The 24,194-nt window shown below is 41.9% G+C and carries 20 protein-coding genes; 17 read left to right on the top strand and 3 right to left on the bottom strand.

Going from position 1 to position 24,194, the window contains the following annotated elements; translation table 11 throughout:
* From BLS49_RS17655 to BLS49_RS17625, 7 genes are all read left to right on the top strand, one after another.
* Positions 1-576: WIAG-tail domain (locus tag BLS49_RS17655; RefSeq protein WP_175471462.1), on the top strand; the 576-nt coding region annotated here is incomplete at its 5' end.
* 143 nt (positions 577-719) lie between these two features.
* Complete coding sequence (locus BLS49_RS17650) at positions 720-1,217, top strand: GNAT family N-acetyltransferase (RefSeq protein WP_091233685.1); 498 nt, start codon at positions 720-722, stop codon at positions 1,215-1,217.
* Positions 1,218-1,474: 257 nt separating this feature from the next.
* Positions 1,475-3,703, top strand: a complete 2,229-nt coding sequence (locus BLS49_RS17645; protein WP_245742540.1) for an FMN-binding protein — start codon at positions 1,475-1,477, stop codon at positions 3,701-3,703.
* A 521-nt stretch (positions 3,704-4,224) separates the two neighbouring features.
* The gene (locus tag BLS49_RS17640; protein ID WP_175471461.1) at positions 4,225-5,532 is read left to right on the top strand and encodes a transglutaminase domain-containing protein; all 1,308 of its coding nucleotides are present in this window, start codon (positions 4,225-4,227) and stop codon (positions 5,530-5,532) included.
* Positions 5,533-5,600: 68 nt separating this feature from the next.
* Positions 5,601-6,557 (top strand): 3'-5' exoribonuclease YhaM family protein, encoded by a 957-nt coding sequence (locus BLS49_RS17635; protein ID WP_091233676.1) that lies wholly within the window; start codon positions 5,601-5,603, stop codon positions 6,555-6,557.
* A 110-nt stretch (positions 6,558-6,667) separates the two neighbouring features.
* Positions 6,668-7,063: a DUF2871 domain-containing protein gene (locus BLS49_RS17630; protein ID WP_091233672.1), complete on the top strand. Its 396-nt coding sequence runs from the start codon at positions 6,668-6,670 to the stop codon at positions 7,061-7,063.
* A gap of 229 nt (positions 7,064-7,292) precedes the next feature.
* On the top strand, positions 7,293-8,330 hold the full coding sequence (locus tag BLS49_RS17625; RefSeq protein ID WP_091233669.1) for a CdaR family transcriptional regulator: 1,038 nt from the start codon (positions 7,293-7,295) through the stop codon (positions 8,328-8,330).
* A gap of 64 nt (positions 8,331-8,394) precedes the next feature.
* Here BLS49_RS17625 and BLS49_RS17620 read toward each other — a convergent pair whose 3' ends face one another.
* On the bottom strand, positions 8,395-10,086 hold the full coding sequence (locus BLS49_RS17620; RefSeq protein ID WP_091233666.1) for an alpha-amylase family glycosyl hydrolase: 1,692 nt from the start codon (positions 10,084-10,086) through the stop codon (positions 8,395-8,397).
* A gap of 256 nt (positions 10,087-10,342) precedes the next feature.
* On the opposite strand from BLS49_RS17620, the gene BLS49_RS17615 reads away from it, so the two are divergent.
* From BLS49_RS17615 to BLS49_RS17590, 6 genes are all read left to right on the top strand, one after another.
* Positions 10,343-11,008, top strand: coding sequence for a helix-turn-helix transcriptional regulator (locus tag BLS49_RS17615; RefSeq protein ID WP_091233664.1), 666 nt, complete (start codon positions 10,343-10,345; stop codon positions 11,006-11,008).
* 13 nt (positions 11,009-11,021) lie between these two features.
* Positions 11,022-11,822: a pyruvate, water dikinase regulatory protein gene (locus BLS49_RS17610; protein WP_091233661.1), complete on the top strand. Its 801-nt coding sequence runs from the start codon at positions 11,022-11,024 to the stop codon at positions 11,820-11,822.
* 46 nt (positions 11,823-11,868) lie between these two features.
* Positions 11,869-12,843 carry a class II fructose-bisphosphatase gene (gene glpX, locus BLS49_RS17605; RefSeq protein WP_091233658.1) on the top strand — a complete coding sequence of 325 codons (975 nt, stop codon included), beginning with the start codon at positions 11,869-11,871 and terminating at the stop codon, positions 12,841-12,843.
* Positions 12,844-13,065: 222 nt separating this feature from the next.
* Positions 13,066-13,902, top strand: a complete 837-nt coding sequence (locus BLS49_RS17600; protein ID WP_091233655.1) for an amino acid ABC transporter substrate-binding protein — start codon at positions 13,066-13,068, stop codon at positions 13,900-13,902.
* A gap of 12 nt (positions 13,903-13,914) precedes the next feature.
* Entirely contained in the window at positions 13,915-14,583 is a 669-nt protein-coding gene (locus BLS49_RS17595) for an amino acid ABC transporter permease (protein WP_091233651.1), read from the top strand.
* 11 nt (positions 14,584-14,594) lie between these two features.
* Positions 14,595-15,350 carry an amino acid ABC transporter ATP-binding protein gene (locus BLS49_RS17590; protein WP_091233649.1) on the top strand — a complete coding sequence of 252 codons (756 nt, stop codon included), beginning with the start codon at positions 14,595-14,597 and terminating at the stop codon, positions 15,348-15,350.
* A gap of 90 nt (positions 15,351-15,440) precedes the next feature.
* Here BLS49_RS17590 and BLS49_RS17585 read toward each other — a convergent pair whose 3' ends face one another.
* Together BLS49_RS17585 and BLS49_RS17580 are read right to left on the bottom strand one after the other, a co-directional pair.
* Positions 15,441-17,204, bottom strand: coding sequence for a sensor histidine kinase (locus BLS49_RS17585; protein ID WP_091233646.1), 1,764 nt, complete (start codon positions 17,202-17,204; stop codon positions 15,441-15,443).
* Positions 17,205-17,219: 15 nt separating this feature from the next.
* On the bottom strand, positions 17,220-18,779 hold the full coding sequence (locus BLS49_RS17580) for a response regulator transcription factor (protein ID WP_175471460.1): 1,560 nt from the start codon (positions 18,777-18,779) through the stop codon (positions 17,220-17,222).
* Between the two features lie 267 nt (positions 18,780-19,046).
* On the opposite strand from BLS49_RS17580, the gene BLS49_RS17575 reads away from it, so the two are divergent.
* Genes BLS49_RS17575 through BLS49_RS17560 form a run of 4 tightly spaced genes read left to right on the top strand, consistent with a single transcriptional unit; the run spans position 19,047 to position 24,149 of the window.
* Entirely contained in the window at positions 19,047-20,363 is a 1,317-nt protein-coding gene (locus BLS49_RS17575; RefSeq protein WP_091233640.1) for an ABC transporter substrate-binding protein, read from the top strand.
* A 25-nt stretch (positions 20,364-20,388) separates the two neighbouring features.
* On the top strand, positions 20,389-21,264 hold the full coding sequence (locus tag BLS49_RS17570) for a carbohydrate ABC transporter permease (protein ID WP_091233638.1): 876 nt from the start codon (positions 20,389-20,391) through the stop codon (positions 21,262-21,264).
* Positions 21,261-22,067, top strand: coding sequence for a carbohydrate ABC transporter permease (locus BLS49_RS17565; protein ID WP_091233635.1), 807 nt, complete (start codon positions 21,261-21,263; stop codon positions 22,065-22,067). Before BLS49_RS17570 ends, BLS49_RS17565 begins: the two co-directional genes overlap by 4 nt.
* A 27-nt stretch (positions 22,068-22,094) precedes the next feature.
* Positions 22,095-24,149 (top strand): beta-galactosidase, encoded by a 2,055-nt coding sequence (locus BLS49_RS17560; protein ID WP_091233632.1) that lies wholly within the window; start codon positions 22,095-22,097, stop codon positions 24,147-24,149.
* Positions 24,150-24,194: the final 45 nt, after the last annotated feature.

Raw genomic sequence — 24,194 nt, 5'->3', positions numbered from 1 at the left:
GTGGAATCCCGTCATTTATCGTCTGAATTGCTACAGGAAGGGTTGTTGCCGGAGGCGGGAATTCAAGGCAAAGATATACAGGCGGCAGCCATCCAGCGAACACATTTGCAGCCTTTCTCTGTAGATAGCGAAGTGCTGAGTCATGATTCGGTAGGCGCCGATCACCTTAAACAAGGGTCTGTGTGGAGTAATCATCTCAGAAATGAAGCAGTTCAAGGCGAGCATCTCGGTAGTGAAGCAGTAGGTTCACGACATATCGGGCAAGGCGCTGTGAATGTTGAGCATCTTGGGTTTACCCCTGTGGAAGCTGTATCAGGGCAACCGGCATTGCAGCAATTTGGAATGTGTGCTTTCCTGCTGCTTGGTCACGAATCATCGGCTGAGCTTACGATTACATTTGAACAGCCTTATTTGAATAACCATTATGTTTTGGTTGCTATGACTAACAATCCATCCTATTATGTGACCTTAAAGGAACAGACAGCAGAATCTGCAATAGTGATGGTTACAAGATTGTCCTATAGTCCGGTTAATTATGGATATGTCACCTGGATCACTATTGGAAATAATCTATAACCTGTATTGAATAAAAAATGCAGCCACCGATCATACGGTGGCTGTTTCAATAAAGGAAGGCATTCATATGTGAGATAATTATTGTTTTTGAATTGAAGAGAGGGTGATATTGTAACTGTAATTTACCTTAAGGAGGTTAAAGGATGCCGCAAAAAACATCTATAGTATTTGAGAATATTACAAGTGAGGATATTGTTCCGTTAACTGCTATTATGACAAGGGCATTTGATGAAGATGCCAGAATTCATTTGGGTGAGGGCAGAAAGAGCGGGCCTGAAGGTTATGATGATGGAGGCTTCTTGGAGAAATGGGCGTTGAACTCTCCCACTGAGTCTCACAAAATACTCGTGAACGGTGAATTGGCAGGCGCATGTATTCTTTGGATTAGAGAGGATGGGTACAATTATTTAGGCAACATTTTTTTAGATGTGATTTATCAGAATCAGGGAATTGGTCTCAAGGTCTGGAATATGATAGAAGAGAAGTATACTGATACAAAAAAATGGTCAACGGATACTCCGGGATTCTCAAAAAGAAATCATCGTTTTTATATGCAAAAATGTGGTTTTAGGCTGGTAGAAATTCAGAATCAAGGGAATCTAGAAGAAGAAAGTTACCTAATGGAAAAAGTAATGAATTAATAACGAAAAAGTTCAAAGTGATAAATGTTTCACCCGTGTGATTTTTCTTACAGCAAGAAAGAATATATATTAAGTATCATGAGTCAAAACCGTTTGAAGTATCTGTACTTATTTATGTGAAATATTTCACTCTAATAGGACCACAGTTGATATTGCCTTGATAACGGGAGTACGTAAGGAAGGGGAGATTCGGCTCAAGTTTATATCTTCTGTGACACGATTACATAACATCAAATGATAAAAGGAGAGGATTGCATTTGAAGAAACTCATTTCTCTAACTGTTTGTGCAACTATGGTATTATCGACGTTTGTTTATACTGTAGATATGTCAGCAGTAAAAATTGATAACATTGATGTTGTATCCGCCGCATCAGAAGCTGCCGATACGACGCCAAAAACGACAACAAATAAATCTACAACAACCAACAAGTCTACAACAACGAACAAATCAACAACCAACAATAAATCGACGACTACGACTAAGAAATCTACTACAACAACGAACAAGTCGACAACCACGAATAAAACTACAACGACCAACAAGACCAACACACAAACGACTACAAAAACAACAGTTCCTACGACTAAACCAGTACAAACCGTTCAAAATCCTTATGAGGATGGCGTTTATGTAACATATGGCAACGCGTATTCCAAAGGTACGGAAGGTGCTAAGGTTACGATCAAGGACGGTAAAGTAGCTGATGTAGAGTTGCTGAGAACTAGTCCTAAGATCATTGACCGTGATGTTCGCAACAACTATGTTGGTCTCTGGCAAGCTTATGAAGTGATGCAACAGGGACTTAAAGGCAAGACCCGCGAACAAGCTGCAGAGGTTGATGTTGTTTCCGGAGCTACTCGTTCGAGTGACGGCTGGAAGCTTTCAGTAGACCGTGCTTTTGTAAGAGCGCTGAAGGAGAAACCAGAAGGACAAATTTATTTTGAAGGCGAGCATATGGGTGTAGATCCTCAAGGTAAATTTATGGTGTTCCTTAAATACGACGCAACCAAATTGCTTGGCGTCAAGGTCTATCCAATGGATACTAATGGAAACGCTATCGAAGAAGCAAACATGAGCAATGAGCAAGCGAAGTTGGTTTATTCCATTGCAAGCGAGCTGCTCTACCGTGGAACTGATGCAGTTTCAATTAAAGGAAATGAAGTTGAATTTACTGCTGCTATCAAAGCTTACCAAGATGCTGAACTCAGTGCAAAAGTGAACAACACTTCTAAATATATCGATGGCTTCTACTCAGCATATGGTACTGCCAGAGATAAAGGTGTTGAAAGAGCAGACATTTATGTGCGTAATGGCAAATTAGTTGATGTTAAATTGTATAGATTGGGCGCCAACCTGATCGACCGTGGCGATACTGCATACGCAGATGTGGTGAAAGCTAATGCTCCGATGGTAGCTAAACTGCTTGCTAACGGAGGCCCTGTTGCAGCGTTCAACAATGATACAGATGCAATTTCCGGTGCTACGGAAAGTAGTCACAGCTGGAATCAAGCTGTAGAGAGAGCTATGGAGAAGGCTTTGAAAACCGGTAAAAACGGTAAATATTTTGATGGTATTGTTGCTGGTGTTGACAATCAATCCCAAATTCTTTTGCTCCTTAACCTTGAGAATGATAAAGTGACTCAAATAACACTTCATCTTTTTGACAAGGACGGTAAGCTGATTAAAGCTGAAAACCTGACTCATGAGCAAAAAGAAGTAGCCGAGCTTCTTACAGCCGGGTTGAATGAGAATGGCTTAGACATGAAGGACATTGTAGGTCAAGAAGTATTATCTGGGGCTGCAAAAGCAGCATATAAAGATGCCCTTCAGAATGCTTCCAAAAATCAAGGCAACTATAAAGATGGTGCTTTTACAACATATGGAGATGCATATGATAAAGGTACTAATCGTGCAGATGTTACTCTTCGTAACGGCAACATTGTAGGACTCAACTTGTATAGAGTTGGTGTTGATTTCCAAGACCGTGGGGCTTCGGCTTACAGTGAAGTAGTTAAGGCTATTCCGATCCTTAAGGAGAACTTCATGGTCGCAGCGACTCGTGAAAAAGCAGCAGAGGTTGATGTTGTTTCCGGAGCTACAAGCAGCAGCAATGCATTTAGTGCAGCAATTGATCGCGCCTATAAGAAGGCTGAAATTTCCGAAGCGTACAAAACTTCTTACCTGAACGGGATTTTTGCTGGAGTTAATGCTGACAAATCCGTATATGTAATGGTTACAATCGAGAAGAACGTTCCAGTTAAGATGGCTGTTTACTATCTCGATTCCAAGGGTAAAATCAAAGCAGAAGATACATTATCTGCAGATGAATTAGCCGTCAAGAAAGAGATTGAAACAGATACGACTACAGGAATGCATAAATACGCATATCGTCCGGCAGCATTTGGAGATACTGAAGGCGTTAAAGCAGTTTCTGCACTAGTAGTTGACGCTGTAAAAGTAGCGCTTGAGGCAGCAGGAAGATAATACGAAGTAAAATAGATATCGATAAGCTAAGAGGCCGTCCCTCAAAGTTGTCTAAGATAACTTTGAGGGACGCTTCTGCTTCTTTAGCAGTGGAAAGGCAAGTTATCAGAAAAAGCTGCAAAAATGCAGTTTTATATAAGTAGCCATGAAAGGATGAACAAAAGCCTGCAAAAATGCAGGAATATGGTTCAGAATAGACTAGTTTGAAGAGAATCCTTAGAGAAAGCCTGCACATTTGCAGCAATTTAGGGCATTTAGAGGCTTTACATAAACAAAGCCTGCACATTTGCAGGAATTTCAGGAATTCCGCATCATGACACTATTACACATGAGATACGGTCATAGAATGTGGCGGAATCAAGCGGTGCAGGGATCGTCTTCCTTGCACCGCTATTTCCAGTTTTGACACTAAACCTACTTTTGGGACAGCCCCTTTCGTATTCATACAAATATATACAGTTTTCACCTCTGTTAAATGATATAATGACCATGCGGGAATTGTCGAAATGAGGTTGATAGTGATGCATACAGGAGTAAAATTCATCTATAAAGTAGTTATTCCATTACTTATGTGCTCGTTTCTTTTAACAGGATGCTTTTGGATCGATATGCTAGCTGAATACAGACAGAATCTAGTGAATGCTCAGCTAGAAGAGAGGGCTCGTGAGAACACCTCTGCGTCAAAGATAGAGGATTCTACAGTTGATTCCACAGATGACTCGATATCAGAAACTAGTGAAGAGAAGCTGACTATAGCGGATATAAAGAAGAAATATGATCCAGATATCACGGATAGCAATAAAAAGGATATGCAGCCCGTTCCTGATCCCGTGATTTTAGAAGAAGTCCCATTAAATGCGGATTCTGCATTAGAAGAATATCTCGCCAGATTTTTGATCCACGGACAAAAGCGAATTTCACTGCAAGCATTTCCTGAGGCGCAAAATGCTGAAGGTCTATATGATACCTTACAAAAAGTAATGTATCAAAATCCGCTTATTATCGGGCTGGATACATATTGGTACAACTCCTTAACGAAAACCTTAGTTATTACATATCAGGATCCGCAAAGTACAATGACAGGAAAACAACAAAAGACCGTTACTGAAGCCAGACTTATTATCGATTCTATTATCCAGGAAGAGATGACTGATGAGGAGAAACGTCAGGCGATTTATGATTATCTGGAACAAAATGCAACCTATGACGACGAAGCCTATGACAATTCGGTGCTCCATAATTATAAATACGTCGATTCAGAATATGATGATGCCTTTTCAACATATGGTGTAATCGTAGAGAAGCTTGGTGTATGCATGAGCTATGCATATTCTTACAAGATGCTCGCGGATATAGCTGGAATTGACAGTATTATCGTAACGGGAACACTTGATGATGTGCCGCATGCGTGGAATAAGGTGAAAATTGGGGATGAATGGTTGAACATCGATTCTACAAATGGGGCGAACAATTCAGGTGTACCTTATTTTCTGTACAATTCTAGTGATGAAATGGCAACCAATCTCGGCTATATAGAGGATGAGGATTATTGGCTAGACGAGGAACTCTATCAGTTTACAGGGAGTACTAGTAAATATGATTATTACGTTGTTCACGATCTGGAAGTGAAATCTCTTTCTGAATATAGAGCCAAGCTTTCAAAAGGTTTGCAAAGCGGTGCTTCTACCGTCTCCCTCCGACTACTTGCTGATATGGATGAGGATGAGATGCTGGATGTTATTTCCGAGGTCTATAATGAAGTTGCTCCTGAATTGCTGGAAATAGGCGAATACTATGAGATTGAAAATTATGTTGTGTTTCACCAGTAATTAGTAGATAGAGTCATAAATAAGCTCCTGTAGTATAATGGAATTATCATTACTGTGGAGGAATTAACGTGACATTGATTAAGCAATTGGCCAATCAGGATGAATTTGTTGGCTTTTATCTTCTGAAGGAACTTGTTGTGAGACAGACGAATAGTACGCCGCCAAAGGATTATTTGGACATAATGCTTTGTGATTCAAGCGGAGAAATATCCGCGAAATTGTGGGATGCTTCTACAACCGATAAAGAAGCATTTTTTCCGATGGGACTCGTTAAGGTAAAAGGGATTGCACAGACATACAGAGACAGACTCCAGGTGAAAATAATTCAAATCCGCCCGGCTAAAGAAGAGGATGGTGTGAAACTGACCGATTTTATTCGCTCTGCACCGATTGGACCGGATGAATTGATCCATACCATCCAGAGGGTAATTTCGGATATTCAGGATCAGGAGATTAAGGGGATTGTTTCATATTGTGTAGCAAAAGTGGAGGAAAAGCTCGTTCATTATCCGGCTGCCAAAAGTCATCATCATGCTTACTATGCTGGATTAGCCTATCATATGGTACGTATGCTGGAGCTTGGCGATTTTTTGTGCAGACAGAGACCTTTCTTGAATGGAGATTTGCTGAAAGCGGGAATTATTCTGCATGATATTGCAAAACCGGAGGAAATGAACGCTCAGCTTGGGATCGTATCTGAATACAGTACTCTGGGTAAATTGCTTGGTCACATATCGATGGCTTCCCAGTGGATTACTGAAGCAGCTATTCGACTTGACATAGATCTTGAGTCTCCGAAGGTAGTAGGTTTACAGCATCTTGTGCTATCCCACCATAATTTAGGGGAATGGGGCAGTCCGGTTGGACCTCAGCTTCCTGAGGCTGTGGCGTTGCACCATATAGATGCCCTTGACGCCAAGCTGCAAATGGTGGAGGATGCTCTGCTTACAACACCGGATACAGAGGACTGGACGCCTATGATTCGTGGCCTCGAAAACAAAGCTATTTATCGTTTGAAATACTAACATTTTGAGTTTGTTTTAGTACTCATTTTGTAACATTCAGTTCATATTGAGTTCATTTTGATGTGGTAAATTGTCAATAAACGAGATCATTTAAATAAGGAGATATAGACATGAAAAAGCTGTACTACACTTCCTTCTTTTATGCGGTTCTTGGCTTGTTGGCAGGGGTCTTTTACCGCGAATTTACAAAGATCAAGGAGTTTACCGGGGGGACTGTTCTGGTTGCTCTCCATACCCATATTCTTGTATTGGGTTTCATTTTCTTTATTATCGCTCTTATCCTAAGTAAAGTGTTTAATGTGCATGAAGCTAAATCGTTTGGCGTTTGGTACATCGTGTATAATGTAGGCCTGTTGATTACCTTAATTACTATGGGAATCCGGGGAATGCTGCAAATTAACGGTACGGATATAAGCTTCTTGCCGCATATTGCCGGGCTTGGTCATATGATTCTCGGAATAGGTATCATTTGGCTGCTTATTTTATTAGGGAAAAGAGTTAAGTAACGATACGGGAATCAGCTTTTTGCAAATAAAGTCCTTACACGATTCGTGTTAAGGGCTTTATTTGTGCATTTGCACATAAATAATATGTATTTGGACAATGTAATGAGGGATTACAGTGTAATAAGATCGTTAATATAGCAGGAAAACGCTGTCATGGATGTGCCAAGTACGAATGAATTTGTTTTAATGAGAAAGGAACTGATTTAAATCATGATCAGATATAACGTAAATGAAGCTGTATAGTAACATCGCCAAGAAAATATCTAGAGAGATGATGAAGGTTATCCCATATAACATTAATGTCATGGATGAAAATGGAATCATTATCGGCAGCGGTGACAGCTCACGAATTGGAACATTGCACGAAGGCGCAAAAAGTGTAATTCAAACGAAAACCATTAACGAAATTTATAAGCAAAGCGGTGGGGTGAAGCCCGGCGTTAATGAGCCAATTATTATGGACGGAATGGTTATTGGCGTTGTAGGAATTACCGGACAACCTGATGAAGTAAGGCCCTTTAGTAAGCTGGTGAGAGCGACCGCGGTCCTGTTGATTGAACAAGAACAGAAAAATTTACAGGAACAAAATGACAGATTTAACCGAGAGACGTTTTATCGGGAACTGTCGTATCGGGAAAATAGCTATGATGACGCCTTTATTCAGCGAGGTAAATTGTACGGGCTGGATTTAACGCGCAAAATCCAGGCTATCATCGTGCAAGGGCGAACGAAGACAAAGGTCTTGAATTCACTCTGCGAGAAGGCACGGCATTATTTGTTTCTGGAGAATCATAAGGTGGTCCTGTTCACGACAGATCACCAGAACTTTATGGATAAATTGGAGGGATGGATAGATCAGAAGGAGATAAGGAAAGTTAGCTTTGGCAATGTTGAGGAGATCGCCGCCGTATCCATAAAACAGGCCGAATCGGCTTTGCATATAGGAACGAAGCTGAAGCCGTCGCAAAAAATGGTCTATTATGAGGAATTGAAGGTATTTGTTCATTTGTCCTATCCTTACAAGGAGTCTCTGAATTCTTTTTTCTCAGTCATAGATAAGTCAGGAAGCAAACTGGATCTGATTCAAACATTGCAGGCTTACATTGAAGAGAGCGGGGATATGAATCAAGTAGCTAGTAAGCTTAACATCCATCGAAATACTCTGAATTACCGGATCGACAAAATAGAAAAGCTTAGCGGGAAAAATCCTCGTGATTACTTGGACATGTTCCAACTAATTTGTGGATTAATGTGGTATGAAAACTAAAGACGGTATGCAAAGGAGAAGAAACATCTCTCCTTGCAAACCGTCTTTTTTCGGAAAGAATGAATCAGCTTTTTGCTAAAATGACTGTACCCCCATCCTGTGAGGATGGTATTGTAATCGTAATTTTGCTCTCATGATCTAAGGTATAACACTTTTCATTGTAATAATCCATTAGCTTCATTCCAGCATCAAAAGGGGTATGGAACATTACCGTTTGAGGGGCATTCTGAATGTTAATGGCGATAGCCACGTATTCTCCGTTATATTCGCTTGCAAACGCTAAATAGCATTCATGATCGGAACCACCAATTTTGCGGCGATTGCCTTTGGATAGAATTTTGGAATATCTGGCCCTGATGTTCAGTAATTGTGTGTAATGATGAAGCATAGAGATTTGTTCAGCCGTTAAGTGATCCCACTGCATATCATAACGATTGTTAGCCAGCAAGCCGTATATATTGGGTCCAGACAGATTGATCTCTTCCCCATAATAAATAACAGGCTGACCCTTCGCAGTGATTTGGAGAGTTGCGGCAATTTTCATTTTGGCGATATCTCCGTTAAGCTTGCTGCAGAGAAATCCATCCTCATCATGACTGCTTAAAAATTGTCCCATAGTTAAATAGTTAGTAAGCTTGCTGTTCCTGTGCTCAAGCTCGTTTTCGACACGATCCATGTCTCCGTTTACAAAACGTTGAGCCAGATTCTTAAAGCCAAAATCGAGTAATGAATCCATTTGTCCATTGCCCAAATATCCGCCAGTGGAATCAATGTTTGCATCAAAATATTCACCAATCAGTTTAAAGCCGGGATTTATTCCAAGCAGCTCTTTTTTAAAAGCAATCCAAGTCGCTGAATCGACGTGCTTTACAGTGTCGACTCGATAATAGTTAATTTTATTACCCTTTTTGGTCGTTAATTTAGCCCATGCAGTCTGCCAATCAATGAGCTTTGAACGTACCTTCGGGTCCTCGGTGATGAAATCAGGCAAACCTGAAAGCTCCTCAGTAACAGGATCATACCCCGGGTATTCTCGGAGCATCCCTTGGAACAGGGGATTGTTCTTGCTGCCGTAACCAGCATGGTTAAGTACGACGTCTACCATTATTTTGATTCCTCTATCGTGGGCAGCATCAAGCAAGCAATAAAAATCCTCCAGAGAGCCTAGGTGTTCATCGATCTCGGTGAAATTGCGAGCCCAATAACCATGGTATCCATATTGCTTCGTATTTGAATCCATCATATGATCTACATTGTCTACGATGGGTGTAATCCAAATGGTATTGATGCCGAGAGTGCACAAGTAATCCAATTTGGCTGTAACACCTGCAAAATCGCCGCCATGATACGATTCGGCAAAACTTTTGTCATATCCAATGCCATTATTGTAAGGGTTCCCATCAAAGAATCGGTCAGTTAACAAAAAGTAAATACGTGCTTCATCCCAGTCGAAATCACATGATGATTTAGGGAGTACTGTAAGGGAAGCGTTTTCAGTATACTGAGTTCCATGCTCATCAATAACTGTAACCGGAATATTTATGATACCCGCCGTTATTTTATCGGATAGGTATATGACACCTGATCGAAGAACCGGGTCAATGTGTAGTGATTTCGTTATCCCGAGTGAAGTAAGGTCAGCATAAATCGCTTGGATACCGGATTCACCCTCAATGTTAACGGTTAATAGGGAGTTCTGATCATAGTTGATTTGAGAGGGAGACAAGCTAACGGATACATGAAATCCGGGGACCACAAAGTTACCTCCTTTCTATGGTAACTCGTGCTATCGCTATATTGTATGCTTTGTATACCTTAAGTGGCTACAAAAATAGGGGATTCACCCAAGTGTAAATAGCATATTTTTTATTTAGTACGTAATATATATTGAAATATGATTATATATGACGTAATATATAAAGAAAATCATTACCTTAACTGAGGGGAGGAATCAAAATTCGCTATTATGACATTCTAATAGACCATAGCAGAATGTTATAATTGGAGCGAACATATCTGAAGCGGAGGGATTTCTTATCAAACTTACATCCCGTCAATTTGAAATTATCGATATTGTAAAAAAACATGCACCGATTACAGGGGATCAAATCGCGGAGATGCTGAATCTGACGAGACCGACAATCCGTGCTGATTTATCTTTGCTTGTCATGCTCGACTACATCGATGCTAAACCCAAAGTGGGATATTTCTTGGGGAAACAAAGTATATCAGAAAATGAGGACAAAAAAACCGGACTGCTCAATATGAAGGTTGGCGATGTCCATAGTGTACCTGTCATCGTTCGAGAAACTACGACGATTCACGATGCGGTAGTTTCCATTTTTCTTGAAAATGTAGGACATCTCATCGTAACGGACGAAGAAGGAAGGCTTGCTGGCATAGTTTCACGCAAAGATTTGCTGAAGGTTACGCTTGGCAATGCTACAGCTTCTACAATGCCAGTAAGTTTTATTATGACTCGTCGTCCCCAGTTGATTACTGTCTCGCCAGAGGATTCTGTACTGGATGCAGCCAGAAAAATAATAGCTCATCAAGTCGACAGCTTGCCTGTAGTTGTACCAGCTCCGTCAGGAGTAGAAGGGGAATGTAGTGTAGTGGGCCGAATTTCTAAAACAAATATTATAAAAATGCTGTTGGATACGATAGCTGAGGAATAGTAGGAGGAATGGAATGAGCCAGGCTGTATCACGTCTAATAGCAATATGTTCGGATTCAATAGGTGAAACCGCTGAAGCAGTCGTTCGTGCTACACTTCAGCAGTTTGAACTACCAAATACCGAAATCAAAAGGTATATGAATGTTCGTAATGAAGATGAGCTTTATCGTTTGATGGAAGAAGTGGCCGAACGTGGAGGATTTGTAGTGTATACTTTGGTTCAGCCTGAATTGAGGGAAATCATCAGGGAAGAGGCTGTGCGTCTGAATGTACGGATTGTAGATATTATGGGCCCGATGATGCAGGCTTTTGTGGATACTTTTAATGATACCCCAAAACGCACTCCTGGTTGGCATCAGAGACTTGATAATGACTATTTTCGCCGTGTAGAAGCAGTTGAATTTGCGGTGAATAATGACGATGGTAAAGATGTTGGAGCTATTCTTAAGGCAGATATTATTATTCTTGGAGTCTCTCGGATTTCGAAGACGCCGCTGTCTATTTTTTTGGCACACAAGGGCAAAAAGGTAGTTAATTATCCCGTTATTCCAGAATTAACGCCACCTGTTCAATTAAGAGAAGTAAGGGGCAAAATTATCGGACTGACGATTAATGCAGAGCACCTAGTCAAAATACGCTCTGAAAGATTAAAGGCGATGGGACTTCCCGATGATGCGAAATACGCCTCCCTGGAGCGGGTGGAAGAAGAATTGAACTATGCGCAGTCTGTGTTTCAATCACTGGGATGTCCGGTAATCGATGTAACCGACAAGGCAATTGAAGAGATTGCAGCTTTAATTATGAAATACATTTAATGTAAGTTTTTTGTAAACTATATAGATATTAAGGAGTGAAGGGGTAATGGAACGACATTTGGCATTGGAACTGGTGCGTATTACTGAGGCTGCGGCGCTGGATGCTGCACGATGGACAGGTAGAGGCGATAAAAACAGTGCGGATGAGGCTGCAACCATAGCGATGCGAAGCCGATTTAATTCTGTGACGATGGATGGCACAGTAGTTATCGGTGAAGGTGAGATGGATGAAGCCCCAATGCTGTATATCGGTGAAAAACTCGGGAATCATCGTGGATCAAAAATTGATATTGCAGTCGATCCTTTGGAAGGAACCGAGACTGTCGCAAACGGCCTGAACAATGCTATCTCTGTAATAGCTGCTGCTCCACAAGGCAGCTTGCTGCATGCACCTGACATTTACATGCAGAAGCTGGCGGTAGGTCCAGCACTTGCAGGGAAGCTGTCGCTCGATGATCCGATTGAGACAACCCTGGATAAAGCTTCAGGAATACTGAATAAACCGTTGTCAGAGATGACAGTGTCTATTCTTGATCGTGAACGGCATAGCGTATTGATTGCAGCGCTTCGTAAAGCAGGTGTGAGAATTAAATTGTTAAGTCATGGCGATGTTATGGGGGCAGTCGAAGCTGCCATGGAGAAGGAAGTTGACCTTTATGTAGGGTCGGGCGGAGCGCCTGAAGGCGTGCTTGCAGCAGCGGCACTTAAATGCCTGGGCGGTGAAATGCAAGGAAGATTGCTGCCTGATGGAATGGAAGAATACAGCCGCTGTATTCGGATGGGACATCGTCAGCCTGATCAGCTTCTCAAGATGGAACAACTGATTGGTCATGGTAATGTAATGTTTGTTGCAACTGGTGTGACACCGGGAGATTTCCTGCAAGGAGTTCACTATTTGCCCAAGCATAAAGCAGAAACCCATTCTGTTATTATGCATTCACAGAACAGAACAATTAGTTACCTGACAACTACACATCACTATCCTGAACAATACGATACTTTAACGGGAGCTGCGATATAAGTAGCTATGAAATAAAAGACTGCCGCCAGGGGAATTGGTGAATTCCTTTAGCGACAGTTTTTTTATCTTTTGGAACAAATTTGCTGTTATCGCCTGATTTATAAAAATAGAAAAATAAAGCATAGGAGATGCATTGACGATCCAAACTAATAATGCTAATATAGCTAATATTCTTACTAAACTTATCGGATTTTAAGAAGATTAAAAGGGGAGAACAATATTATGAAGAAAAGTTCGATTTTGCTGTTGGCATTGCTAGTATTTACGTTGGTGCTGGCTGCTTGCGGTAATAATAAAGGGCAAGGTACAAATGGTCAAAGTGATGCTGGAAATGGAGGGGCAGCGCAATCAGGTCAGACGTTATTGGATCAGGTTAAAGCGAACGGCAAAATTCGCGTGGGTACAGAAGGAACATATGCACCGTTTACCTATCACGATAAAGATGGCAACTTGACTGGCTTTGACGTAGAACTGACCCGAGAAGTAGCTAAACGCCTGGGAGTGGAAGCGGAGTTTATTGAAACGAAGTGGGATGGTATTTTCGCAGGTCTTGATGCGAAGAGATTCGACGTAGTAGCCAATCAGGTCTCTATTCGTGACGACCGCAAAGAAAAGTATGATTTTTCCGATCCTTATATCGTTTCCAAGGCTGTTCTGATCGTTAATGAAAAAAATGAAGATATTAAGAAGCTGGCGGATCTTAAAGGTAAAAAAGCCGGACAATCCTTGACCAGTAATTTGACAGACATCGCTAAAGAAAATGGTGCAGAAATCGTACAGACGGATGGTTTTAACCAAGCGATTGATTTGCTGATTTCGGGTCGAATTGATGCTACAGTAAATGATGGTCTTTCGTATCTCGACTTTAAAAAGCAAAAACCTGATGCTCCTATTAAGGTGGTAGACGAGGCGGCAAATGCTTCACATAGTGGATTTTTGTTCAATAAAGGCAACGCGGAACTGGTAGAAGCAGTGGATAAGGCCCTCGAGGAAATTAAAAATGACGGTACCTACCTGAAGATTTCTGAGAAATACTTCGGCGAAGACGTATCGAAGTAACGGCGATACAACATGAGTGAAAGACATCTGGAAATATTCTTTGATTCTCTGCTGCCCTTGCTTAAAGCAGGAGTAGCCTTCACTATTCCGCTGGCTATCATTTCATTTGTTCTTGGCATAACTCTGGCTCTGTTTACGGCACTTGCACGTTTGTCCAATTTAAAGCCGCTAGTGAAACTGGCCCAATTTTATGTTTGGGTCATTCGTGGAACACCTCTTTTGGTGCAGCTGTTCATTATTTTCTATGGCCTCCCAAGAGTAGGAGTAACATTGGATGCATTCCCGTCAGCGGTAATCGGCTTTACACTTAGTGTCGGAGCATATGCTTCAGAGACGATCCGTGCAGCGATCCTCTCCATATCCAAAGGTCAATGGGAAGCGGCATATTCTCTGGGGATGACCCGTGGACAGGCATTAAGACGAACGATATTGCCGCAGGCGACCCGTGTTGCTATACCTTCTTTGTCCAACTCGTTTATTAGCTTGGTGAAGGATACTTCGCTAGCTGCTACGATTACAGTGACAGAGGTGTTTCAGACAGCACAGCAAATTACAGCAGTTACGTATGAACCTATGATTTTATATGTGGAGGCGGCGCTTATTTATTTGATAATGAGCAGTGTATTATCATACGCCCAGTCTCGATTAGAAAAATACAATGACCGGTATCACGCCAGATAGGAGCAAGAAAGATGCTTGAAATAATGAATCTTAAAAAGTCGTTTGGCGGCGAACAGGTGCTTAAAGGGATCAATCTTTCTCTTGAAAAAGGCAAAGTACTCGTTGTAATTGGACCTTCGGGATCAGGGAAAACTACGCTGTTGCGCTGCATGAACTTACTTGAGACTCCAACAGAAGGATCGTTATCAGTAGGAGGGCTTCGGCTTGATTTTTCACCAGGACAGAAGCTCGGGAGAAATGATGTGCTGTCGATTCGAAAGCGGACAGGCATGGTGTTTCAGAGCTATAATCTGTTTCCGCATCGGACAGCTGCGGAGAACATCATGGAGGGTCTGATCACCGTTCAAAAAATAGGTAAGGAGCAAGCTCGTCATCATGCGCTTGAATTGCTGCAAAAGGTTGGGCTTGTAGATAAGGCCGATGCGTATCCGTTCCAGTTGTCTGGCGGACAGCAGCAAAGAATAGGGATTGCAAGGGCAGTTGCCATGGATCCCGATTTATTGTTGTTTGATGAGCCCACTTCGGCGCTAGATCCTGAACTGGTTGGTGAGGTGCTTAAAGTCATAAAATTCCTTGCGTCTGAGGGGAGAACAATGGTTGTTGTTACCCATGAAATGAAATTTGCGGAAGAAGTGGCCGATCAGGTCATCCTGATGGATAATGGCGTCATCGTGGAACAGGGTACTCCACAGCAAGTGCTGCGCCAATCGACAAATGAGCGGACACGGTCATTTCTATCCCGCCTTAATGAGCAGAGAGATATATAGAATAGAAAAAGGTTAGAAGACTGGAAACGGAGCAGAAAAATATACAGAAAAAAGTGGTGGTGCAGAGATTTAAGCACCACCACTTTTTAATTACGCATCGCTGTTTTGCATAGTAACAGGCAGCGTTATTTTAATTGCTGTACCGTAGCCTTCTTCACTTTGTATTTGTACACCGTAGCGTGAACCAAACAATAACTGAATCCGACCATGAACGTTGTTAATGCCTATGCCGGATAAATGATGCCGCTTCTTTTCGTTAGCCTGATCCAGCGTGCAGTTCATTCCGATCCCATCATCCATAATCTCAATTACGAGATTCTCCTCAAATTTATGAATGAAGATATGAATATTCCCGCTTACATATCCAGGGAATGCATGAAAAAATGAATTTTCTACAAACGGCTGAATAATCAGCTTGGGAACAAGCAGTTGCAAGCAATCATCCGCTATTTCGTAATGAACGCCGATTTGTTCGCCATACCTGATCTGATTTATGAATACATAATGCTTGAGCGTTTCGATTTCGGTCTCTACGGTTACCATATCTTCTGTTGAACCAAGCGTACTCTGGAGCATAGAGATCAGGCTATCAATCGTCTGGTCCACCTGATCTGTACGGTGCATTTTGGCCAAATATTTAATGGAGCTTAATGTATTGTATAAAAAATGCGGATTAATTTGCATCTGCAACGCGTTGAGATCTGCTTTTCTGCGCTCCTGCTGTTCGTAGACGAGCTTGTCGGTATATTGGTCGATTTCTTTTATCAAGCGATTGTACGTTTTAGCCAGGACGTTAGTCTCGTAGCTGCCGCTTTCCTGTAAAGGATGAAAAAGCAGATTGTCCCCCTTTGAAGTCTGCATCGTTTTTACCAGCTTATTCAACGGATGGGTAATACGTCGGCTCAGGAAGTAGACAAAAATCAAACTAACGACAAGTACAATGCTAACTACCTTGAATATTTCGAACGACAGCTTGTATAAAGGAGCAAACGCGGTTCGTTGGTTGATCTCTTCAAACAAATAAGCGTTAAATTCGGGCAGAAAATAGGATATATAGGTCTGCTTATCATTTGGCTCTGTCCAGACCCCATTTGGCTTTTCTGCTGCATTGGTGGCGATGGACAGCAGGTCTACATCTTTTTTGCTGATTGAATCTTTAATGCTGCTGGACAGAATAGTGCCATCTGATGATATGAGTGAGATATGAATGCCTTCGGATATATACGGATTGTATTTTTGATTGATGTTCAATTCATCCATAACGACTGCAGCATACCCGTACATCCAACCTGTACCGCTCTCTACCAAAGGCTTGGTAGCAAAAATATAGTTGTTATATTGAACGGTTTCAGCGAATAAGTCCGGGCTGCTGTGGTAGCGAATACGGTTCGGAATATCCCCGTCAATAGTCATGTAAGTCGAGACGATATCCTGAGGAATCTTGTCCCATTTCAGCGCGTTGCTTGAATAGTGCCTGCCGCCTTCGCCGGGAAGTCCGGACACTATAATATGTGAATTTTCTGGACTCAAATAGTCTTTGTAAACATCGATATATCTACCTAATGTAATGACAAGATTCAAGTGTTCTAGAGTCGTATTGGCCGGCTTGGTGATGTAATTTTTGAACTCGTTGCTGCTGTTGATTTGAAGCATCGTATTTACGATTTGATCATTATATTTTAATAAATCATCCTTGGCGATATTCATATTACCCGTTGCATTCTGGACAACCTGATTTAGCAATATGCGCTCTGCAATTCTCGACGATGCCATGATGAGCACGAATGAAATAATAATAATACCTGACAGCATCAGGAAAAGAATCTTGATAAATATACTGTTTTTTCGCAGCATGGTAAACACCTGACTTTATTGAGATATTTGATGGCGATATTCGATAGGTGTCATCCCTGTCATCTTTTTGAATACCTTCGAAAAATAGTTGTGATCAGAAAAACCGGTTAAGCGGCTAATCTCGGATACGGAAAGCCCCTGTTCATGCAGCAGTTCCTTGGCCTTATCCGTCCGAACCCGACTGATGTAGGAGGTTAGGTTTTCCTGGGTTCGTTGTTTGAAATAGGATGATAAATAAGTGTAGTTCAAATGTAGACTATTGGCCATCTCCGATAATGAGATCTCATTGGCATAGTTTTTATTTACATACTCATAAACCTGATGCAAAATCATCGATTGCTGATAATCACTTCGTTGCACGATATTTTTAAGCCCTTCAAGAAACTGTGTCAAAATATTCTCCAGCTCGTGGATATCAAAGGCGAGATCGATCATTTTAAACAGCTTCAGCTTGGAGGAGCCAAGCTCTGTTACAGGCTGCTTTAACTGCTCCAGCGTGCTGATGGTCGTATATATCAGATTTTGACATAAACGCTTTAAGCTGTACTCATCGTAGGTGCGGTTGTTTTGAATTTCTGAAAAAAGCGCTTTCAACATTGTGATTGCATCATCGATTGCAAAAGTGCGAAGCGTACTTGTAAATTGTAATTCATCAAAATTCGTCTTTTCCCCGCCTATTGTCATCTCATTCTCTGGTACAAGTGCCTGCTCTGTAAAATACAACAGTTTACCAAGGTATGGAGTTAATCTTTCATGTTCTGATTTAATCAAGCTAAAAGCATCGAATGTATGCGAAAGAACAAAGGATATGAAGTTTAACGCATCCTGGGTATGCTGTGCGAATCGCTTCAGGGCAGCTATGACTTCCACTGACTGCGAGGGTCCGTAATTAACGAGCAGAAGAGCTTCGTTCTTTAGGAACACACAGCAATATTCAAGTCCTGATAAATGCTCTGCGCCCAAATCAATGATGATGCTCTCTATTTGGCTCTGGGTCCATTTTGTTCTGGATAGAAGCAGGCTCGTGCTTGCCTTGGCTATAATGAAATGCTCCAGCTTGAAATGCTGATGAAGCTCGTGACAAACGTCTGCTTTGTCGTTCAGCGCGGCATCGCTATCCAGCCATTGACCCAACAAGAGTGCAGGATCTTTTTTTACAGTAGGCTTGTTTTCACTCGTCAAATCGATATTGCTGCATAAGGATTGAATTAATGAGATTAATTCGGTAGCCGATATTTTCGGTTTGAGCAAATAATCATTAACTCCATATTTAAATACTTCACGAACATAATTGAATTCACTATAGCTGCTTAACACAACTATTTTAATTTCGGGATACTGCATGCGCATCGCCTTTGTGAACTCTACACCGTCCATAACTGGCATGACAATATCGGTAATCACTACGTGTGGTTGAACCGCTTCCATTTGTTGCAGTGCTTCCTGTCCGTTAGCTGCTTGGGCGACGATTTCGATTCCATATTCGCTCCAATTACATAGATGTAACATACCAGTACGCAAGATGGCTTCATCATCCACGATCATAACTCGATAAGCTGCAGTGTGTTTATTCATGAATACACCTCGTTGCATGTTCTTTTTTCTCATCATATATCAATCCGGATTATAAGGGTATTATTAGGCTCTTAAAGTTCAAAATATACAATAATTAATGCTACCACCAATAATTTTTACTATAATAAACTGACGTTAGACAAGAGAACAATAATTACTACTAATTTAACTCTAATAATTATTATACTTCCTTTTTTATTTTTTCTAAAATGAATATCGAAATACATGAAGCGCTTACAAATACTTTGACAAAAGGGGTTGTACAGATTGAAAAAATTGCTATCCGTATTGCTATTAGTCTCGATGACTGCTTCATTATTGGCGGCCTGCGGGTCTTCGAAATCATCGGAATCCACTGAGAAGGGTGCTGCTAATGAATCTGCAGGCTCTACTGCAACAAAGAAAGTCGTTGCTTGGGCATGGGACCCATCCTTTAACGGCGCTGCTCTGAAAATTGCTGAAGAGCTGTACGCAAAAGAAAATCCTGGCTTTGAACTGGAAGTCGTTGATATGGCGAAAACAGATTTGGAGCAAAAACTGAATACAAACCTTGCAGCAGGCGTTAAAGAAGGTCTTCCAGACATCATTCTGGTAAATGACCCGAACATTCAAAAATATGTAACCGCTTATCCTAATACATTTGCAGACTTTACGGATAAGGTTGATTTCAAACAATTTTCTCAATACAAAGTGGATGCGCTTACGATAGACGGAAAAGTATACGGCGTACCATTTGATATCGGTGTAACAGGAATGTTCTACCGCTCCGATTACTTGGAAGAAGCAGGCTATAAAGCTGAAGATCTTGAGAACATCACTTGGGATCAATACATTGAAATCGGTAAAGTAGTTAAGGAAAAAACGGGCAAATACATGGCTACGATCAACCCGAATGATGAAGCGTTAACTTCCATTCTTCTTCAATCTGGTGGTTCCTGGTACATTACTCCCGATAACAAAGGAAACTTTGTAGATAATCCGGTAATGACAGATACGCTTCGTGTGTATAAAGGGATTTCCGATTCCGGTATTGCCAAGCCAGTAACAGGCTGGAGTGAATTTGTAGGCAGCTTTAATGCTGGCGATGTAGCGACTGTTGTATCCGGTGTATGGCAAATCGCATCGATCATGGATGCTAAAGATCAAAGCGGTAAATGGAAAGTAGCTCCGATTCCAAGATTGAATGTTGAAGGCGCAGTTAACGCATCTAATGAAGGCGGCTCCAGCTGGTTCGTATTGGATGGATCAGCGAACAAGGATTTGGCTATCGATTTCTTGGCTAAAACAATCGGCAGCAGCAGTGAATTCTACGAGCGCTTCCTGAACGAAAACGGTGGTGTAGGTTCATTCATTCCTTCCTTCTCAAGTGAAGCTTATAGCCAAACTTCCGAGTTCTTTGGCGGTCAAGCGATCTATAGTGATTTCACGAAATGGTCTACAGAAGTACCGGGGATTACATTAGGAATGTACACACAAGAAGCAAAAGATGCACTTAAAAACGAACTGCCTAACATCTTGAATGGAGCAGATTTGACACAAAGCTTGGCTAACATTCAGAAATTGTTTGAACAGCAAGTGCAATAAATCTAAAGTTAGCAGGTGGTAAGAAATGAGCAGTAAATGGAATAAATCAAATCTCATGGGATGGCAGTTCGTCATATTACCTTCGGCGCTAATCCTATTGTTCAGCTTCTATCCTATGATTCAATCATTGTTGTTGTCGTTTCAGTCCGGTAAAGGGAATGTGTACAATTATGTTGGACTAGGCAATTACGGTCGCTTGTTCTCCGATCCTATGTTCAGACAGGCTGTACTGAATACTTTGCTATACCTGATCGTTCAGGTTCCTATCATGCTTATGCTGGGTCTTGTAATAGCGTATTTCCTGAACATGCCTAGTCTAAAATTCAAAGGATTTTACCGTACCGCTATTTTTCTTCCATGTGTAACCTCGCTCGTTTCTTACGCTGTGCTTTTTAAGAGCATTTTTGCAGTAGACGGAATTCTGAACCGGATGTTGATGTCAATTCATTTGATCCATGAGCCAGTTGCCTGGCTCATGGACCCGGTTTGGGCACGGGTGGTTATTATCGCAGCGATTACTTGGCGCTGGACAGGTTACAATATGATCTTCTATTTATCAGCGATGCAAAATATCGATCCAAGCGTCTATGAAGCGGCTTCGATTGACGGAGCTTCAAAGACACGTCAGTTTTTCAGCATTACGGTTCCTATGCTTAAACCGATTATTCTGTTTACTGCAATTATTTCGACGAACGGTACCTTGCAGTTGTTTGATGAAGTCGTTAACATTACGAACGGCGGACCGGGCAACTCCACGATGACTATATCCCAGTACATTTACAACTTGTCGTTTGTATATACGCCTAACTTTGGATATGCAGCAACAGTGTCATATGCAATTGTGATTATGGTTGCCGTGCTTGCATTTCTTCAGCTTAAGGTGGGAGGTGAAAAGAAATGAGGAAAATGTCTGCAGCAGGTATTCATCTGTTTCTGATTTTAGCATCTGTGGTTTCCTTGTTTCCTTTTGTTTGGATGCTGATCGGCATGACGAACAGCTCCTCCGAAATTGTGAAGGGCAAGTTCAGCTTCGGCTCGGAGCTATCTAATAACGTAACGAAATTGCTGGACATGACCAATCTGGGAGAAGCCTTTTGGAACTCAACAGTCATTGCGGTTGTGGGTACAATCTGCACATTGATTTTAAGCTCGATGGCCGGATTTGGATTTGAGATTTATCGCACCAAAGGCAAGGATCGTTTGTTTGGCCTGCTCATGCTGTCTATGATGATGCCGTTTGCGGCGGTTATGATTCCGTTGTTCCGTATGTTTAGCCAGATGGGAATGCTCAATACGCCATCGGCGGTTATACTGCCTACGATTACAACGGCGTTTATGATTTTCTTCTTCATGCAAAATACAAAATCATTCCCGCGCGAGCTTTTGCAGGCGGGACGAGTAGACGGACTAGGCGAGTGGCGCTTGTTTACAAGTGTTTACATGCCTACGATGAGACCGACTTACGCAGCAGCAGCGATCATTACGTTTATGAACTACTGGAACAGCTTCCTGTGGCCATTGATTGCCTTGCAAACGCAAGACAAGAAAACACTGCCGCTTATAGTTTCATCCTTGGCGTCCTCGTATAATCCGGATTACGGAATTATTATGGTTGCCATCGTTGTAACGACGCTGCCGACGGTTCTGATTTTCTTCCTGTTACAAAAGCAGTTCGTTCAAGGTATGCTCGGTTCAGTGAAGTAACCTAACAACCCGAGGTGATAGACTAACATGTTGACACAATTTACAAATGGATTGCTGCACGGGGCGGATTATAACCCGGAACAATGGCTTCATGATCCGCAGGTATTGCAGCAGGATATTGAATTGATGAAGAAGGCCGGCTGCAACATCATGTCGGTGGGTATTTTCTCTTGGGCTATGCTTGAGCCTGAGGAAGGAAAATACAACTGGGAATGGCTGGATGGTGTAATCAATTCGCTGTATGAGAATGGAATTTCTGTTTTCCTGGCGACACCTTCCGGCGCTCGTCCGGTATGGATGGCGCAAAAATACCCGGAGGTGCTGCGGGTTTCGAGTGATCGGCATCGAAATCTGTACGGAGCGAGACATAACCACTGCTATACGTCTCCCATCTACCGTGAAAAAATCAAGCTGCTAAATGAGGGGCTTGCCGCACGTTATGCAAGTCATCCAGCCGTAAAGCTGTGGCATATTTCAAATGAGTTCGGCGGAGAATGCCACTGCGATTTGTGCCAGGAAGCGTTCAGACAATGGCTCAAAAAGAAGTATGGCACACTAGACAAGCTGAATGCAGAGTGGTGGACTACGTTCTGGAGTCATACGTATAGCGATTGGTCACAGATTGAATCCCCTGCACCGCATGGAGAAAATGCGACGCATGGTATGAATTTGGACTGGCGAAGATTCGTTTCGGATCAAACGCTTGATTTCATGGAGCATGAAATTGCTGTTGTCAAATCTATTAATCCGAATCTGCCGGCTACTACGAATTTCATGTATTACTACAATGGCTTGAATTATTTCAAATTCAAGGATGCAATAGATATTGTATCGTGGGATAACTATCCGACCTGGCATAAGAAATCGGATTTTGATATTGCGGTAGACGTTGCGATGAATCATGATATTATGCGGTCGATCAAGCGTCAGCCATTTTTGCTAATGGAAAGCTCACCTAGTATGACCAACTGGCAGAGCGTTTCGAAGCTGAAAAAGCCAGGGATGCATATTTTGTCTTCCTTACAGGCGGTGGCTCACGGTTCAAATTCAGTGCAGTATTTTCAGTGGCGCAAAAGCCGCGGCTCCAGTGAGAAATTCCATGGATCAGTTGTATCCCATGACGGCAGCTCGGACACGAGAGTATTTAAAGAGGTAGCTGAGCTTGGAAGTATATTGGAGAAGCTGTCTGATGTTGCAGCTACTAATTGTCATGCAGAAGCAGCCATCGTATATGATTGGGAGAACAAATGGGCTATTGAGGATTCACAAGGTCCGCGCAATAAAGACATGGGTTATATAGAAGAAGTTCAGTCACATTATCGAGCGCTGCTGAAGCAGGGCATTACGACGGACTTTGTGGATATGGAATGTGATATAGACGGCTATAAAATAGTGATTGCTCCTATGCTCTATATGCTGCGCAGCGGATTTGAACGCAAGCTTCGCGCCTTTGTTGAGCAAGGAGGAACCTTGGTGTTGACTTACTGGAGCGGGATTGTGAACGAGAACGATCTGGTGTTCCAGGGTGAAGCTCCGCATCAATTGACTGATGTGATGGGTGTCGTCAGCGAGGAAATTGATGGCTTGTATGATCATGAGCATAATGCCGGACAGGTAGTTCAGCATATAGCAGGCTTGGAGTGTGCTTCTCTTGCAGGCACTTATTCCTGCAGTAAGCTTTGTGATTTACTGCATCTGAAAGGTGCCGAAGCTTTGATGCTTTACAATGACGATTTTTATGCAGGTCGTCCGGCTCTAACCAGACATGTGTATGGAAAGGGTACGTCCTATTATGTATCCAGCCATTTTGAAGAAGTCTTTTACGATGATTTCTATCATGATTTGGCAGCTTCAATAGAATTGTATAGGCCTGTCGCATCAGTATTGCCTGAAGGAGTATATACTACAGTTCGCTCTAATGAAAAGACAGAATATCTGTTTGTTCATAATTTTACAGACAAGCTGGCTGTTATGCCACCTTTTGGCTCAGAATGGCAAGCTGTAACAAGCAAGGAGCAATTGAATACTACATGGAATCTGAAGGCATATGATGTGCTCGTGGCAGTGCGCAATTTAGATTAACAGATTAGACTAATAGGCTGATCGGCGGTGTTACCGCTGATTCAG

The organism is Fontibacillus panacisegetis (genome assembly GCF_900102215.1).
Lineage (GTDB): Bacteria > Bacillota > Bacilli > Paenibacillales > Paenibacillaceae > Fontibacillus > Fontibacillus panacisegetis.
This window is presented reverse-complemented; position numbering and strand designations above follow the sequence as displayed.